We start from the raw sequence: 2,929 nt of genomic DNA, 5'->3' as shown, positions 1-2,929 counted from the left end.
AGAAACGGCGCCGCATCAGGGATGCGACGCCGTTTCAAAATAATGGTGCCCAGAAGAGGACTCGAACCTCCACGACCTTTCGATCACTGGCACCTGAAGCCAGCGCGTCTACCAATTCCGCCATCTGGGCCCAGACATCGGCGCGTTCGCACGCGTTTCCGTCCGGAAGGCGCGGACCCTTAAGGCAGCCCCATGGGCGGGTCAACAGGCTTTTGTCCTGTTTGCGTTGCAGCCGTCCGGGCCATCGTCTAATCCCCGCGCCGAGGCCGGTTCGCGCCGGCCGCCCGACTTTGGAGTCTGTCATGAGCGAAGCTGCGCCCGGCCTGATCACCGTCTTTGGCGGCACGGGTTTCGTCGGCAGCCAGGTGGTCCAGGATCTCGCCCGCCGCGGCTGGCGCATCCGCGTGGCCGTCCGTCGCCCCGACCGGGCGTACCGGCTGCAGACCTCGGGCCATGTCGGCCAGATCCAGGCCGTGCGCTGCGACGCGGCCGATCCGGCCCAGGTCGAGGCGGCGCTGCAGGGCGCGGACGCCGCGGTCAATCTGATCGGGGTGCTGTACGAGGCCGGATCGCGGAGCTTCGAAGCCATGCACGTCGACGCGGCCCGCACGATCGCCGAGGGCTGCGCCGCCGCCAGGGTCGGCCGTCTGGTGCATGTGTCGGCCATCGGGGCCAATCCCGAGAGCGCCTCGGCCTACGCCTGCACCAAGGCCGCGGGCGAGATGGCGGTGCGCGAGGCCAAGCCGGATGCGGTGATCGTCCGGCCGTCGATCATTTTCGGGGCCGGCGACGACTTCCTCAACCGCTTCGCCTCGATGGCGTCGATGAGCCCGTTCCTGCCCCTGATCGGCGGCGGGAAGACCCGCTTCCAGCCGGTCTATGTCGGCGACGTGGGCGAGGCCATCGTCCGGGCGGTGGAGCGGTCCGACGCGGCCGGCCGCACCTTCGAACTGGGCGGGCCGGAGGTGATGACCTTCGAGGAGGTGCTGAAACTGGTCCTGCGCGAGACGCGCCGCAGCAACGGCCTGATCCCCCTGCCCTTCCTCGCCGCCCGCGCCATCGGGTCGCTGGCGCAGCTGACGGCCCTCGTCGGCCTCGCGCCGGTCCTGACCCGCGACCAGGTGGTCAGCCTGGAAAGCGACAATGTCGTCGCCGAGGGGGCCGAGGGCCTGGCCGATCTGGGCGTCGCGCCCACGGGCGTCGAGGCGATCGCGCCGTCCTATCTGTGGCGCTACCGCCGGGGCGGACAGTTCTCGGAGCGGCCGGCGACGGCCTGACGGGGCTCTTTCCGGCCGTATGCTGCGGCCAGCAGGTTCATCACGGCGAGCACAACGAGGTCACGACGGTCACGACGGGACCGGGGATGTGGCCGGGCGCGCGTTTCCTTTGCCCGTCATGGAATTGCGGCTTTCGCCGCGCTGTTCCGATCGACGCCCGGCGTCGATCAAGAGTTGCTCACGGCTTCGCAGGCGGGGCCTGCTCCGTCATCCGCTCAGGACCCATTGTGTCCGTTGTGGCTTCCGTTGTGCCCGTTGTGATGCACCCGCCCTGGCCGGCGCAGGGGCGCCTAGAAGCCGCCCGTCGCGGCCAGGCCCGCGATCCCCGCGAGGCCGACGGCGATGCGCCACCAGGCGAACGGCGCGAAGCCGTGGCGGCTGACGAAGTCGAGCAGGAAACGGACCACCGCCAGGGCGGTCAGGAAGGCGACCACGAAGCCGAGCGCGATCAGGCCGGCGTCGCTGAAGTCGAGCCGGTCCCAGCTCTTGAACAGGTCGTAGGCCACGGCGCTGCCCATGGTCGGCAGGGCGAGGAAGAAGCTGAACTCGGCCGCCGAACGCTTATCCGTGCCCAGCAGCAGGCCGCCGGCGATGGTGGCGCCGGAGCGGGACACGCCGGGGATCATGGCCAGGCACTGGAACAGGCCGATCAGGAAATAGACCCGCAGCGGGTAGCGGTCGGCCTCGAGGAAGGTCGGGACCTTCTTCATCCGGTCGAGCCACAGCAGCAGCACGCCGCCGACGATCAGGGCGATGCAGATCACCAGCGGCGTCTCGAACAGGATGGTCTTGATGAAGTCGTAGGCGAGGAAGCCGATCACCACCGCCGGCGCGAAGGCGACCATCAGGCCGATCAGGAAGCGCCGCGCCTCCGGGTCGAAGGGCCAGCGGGTCGCCAGCTGCCACAGGCGTTTGAAATACACGCTGACGATCGCCAGCAGGGCGCCCAGCTGGATGACGATCTCGAAGGTCTTGCCGGTGCTCTCGAAGCCGAGGAAATGGCCCAGCAGGAGCATATGACCGGTGGAGGAGACCGGAATGAACTCGGTCAGTCCCTCGACGAGGCCGAGAATTATCGCCGCCAGCCAGTCCGCCATCCGCTTCCCCGATACAGGTCAGGCGGATCAGTTCGCGCCCGGTTCGGGACCCACATAGCGCAGGCGCGCCCGGATAGGCGAGCCGTTCGTGGTCTGGTCGAGCGCATGGGCCAGCAGACCCGCAAGCCGGCCGATCATCAGCAGGTCCGCGGCGGCGTCGCGCGGCAACTCCAGACGGCGGGCCACGGCGACCAGCGCCAGGCCGAAGGTCGGGGCGCGGCCGGTCAGCGCCTGGCCTTCGCCCAGGGCCCGGGCGATGTCTTGGGGCAGGTCGGCGACCGCCAGCAGGCCCGCGGCCCGAGGATCCCCGCCGGGCCAGACGGAACTGCCGAAGCCGGACAGCGCGCCCGCTTCGTGAGCGCGACGGGCCGCGTCGACGGCCTGACGCCGGACGGCGACGACCCAGGCCGACTCCCGGGCCAATTCGATAAGGAGGTCCGTTCCGGCCAGGGTCATGAGGCCCGCCAGCGCCGCGCCGGCGGGCGGCGCGGTTATGCTATGCTGAAGCCAGTCAGCCTGCGGGGGAGGCGGTCATGTCCATCGACTACAGCGAGG

The 2,929-nt window shown here is 69.9% G+C and carries 3 protein-coding genes and 1 tRNA gene; 1 reads left to right on the top strand and 3 read right to left on the bottom strand.

Translation table 11 applies throughout. From position 1 onward, the window contains the following. Positions 1-43: 43 nt before the first annotated feature. Positions 44-130: transfer RNA gene (locus tag RDU12_RS14500), tRNA-Leu, on the bottom strand. A 172-nt stretch (positions 131-302) separates the two neighbouring features. Here RDU12_RS14500 and RDU12_RS14495 point away from each other — a divergent pair. Continuing rightward, on the top strand, positions 303-1,277 hold the full coding sequence (locus RDU12_RS14495; protein ID WP_300289407.1) for a complex I NDUFA9 subunit family protein: 975 nt from the start codon (positions 303-305) through the stop codon (positions 1,275-1,277). Positions 1,278-1,567: 290 nt separating this feature from the next. Here RDU12_RS14495 and RDU12_RS14490 read toward each other — a convergent pair whose 3' ends face one another. Then, the gene (locus RDU12_RS14490; protein WP_300289408.1) at positions 1,568-2,374 is read right to left on the bottom strand and encodes an undecaprenyl-diphosphate phosphatase; all 807 of its coding nucleotides are present in this window, start codon (positions 2,372-2,374) and stop codon (positions 1,568-1,570) included. Between the two features lie 27 nt (positions 2,375-2,401). Further along, positions 2,402-2,869 (bottom strand): citrate/2-methylcitrate synthase, encoded by a 468-nt coding sequence (locus tag RDU12_RS14485; RefSeq protein WP_308685332.1) that lies wholly within the window; start codon positions 2,867-2,869, stop codon positions 2,402-2,404. Positions 2,870-2,929: the final 60 nt, after the last annotated feature.

The organism is Brevundimonas sp., assembly GCF_031082345.1.
Taxonomy (GTDB): Bacteria; Pseudomonadota; Alphaproteobacteria; order Caulobacterales; family Caulobacteraceae; genus Brevundimonas.
This window is presented reverse-complemented; position numbering and strand designations above follow the sequence as displayed.

What these genes read in the sequence shown, in the direction of transcription:
- RDU12_RS14495 (WP_300289407.1), top strand. Translation starts at nt 303, where the DNA reads ATGAGCGAAGCTGCGCCCGGCCTGATCACCGTCTTTGGCGGCACGGGT.
- RDU12_RS14490 (WP_300289408.1), bottom strand. Translation starts at nt 2,374, where the DNA reads ATGGCGGACTGGCTGGCGGCGATAATTCTCGGCCTCGTCGAGGGACTG.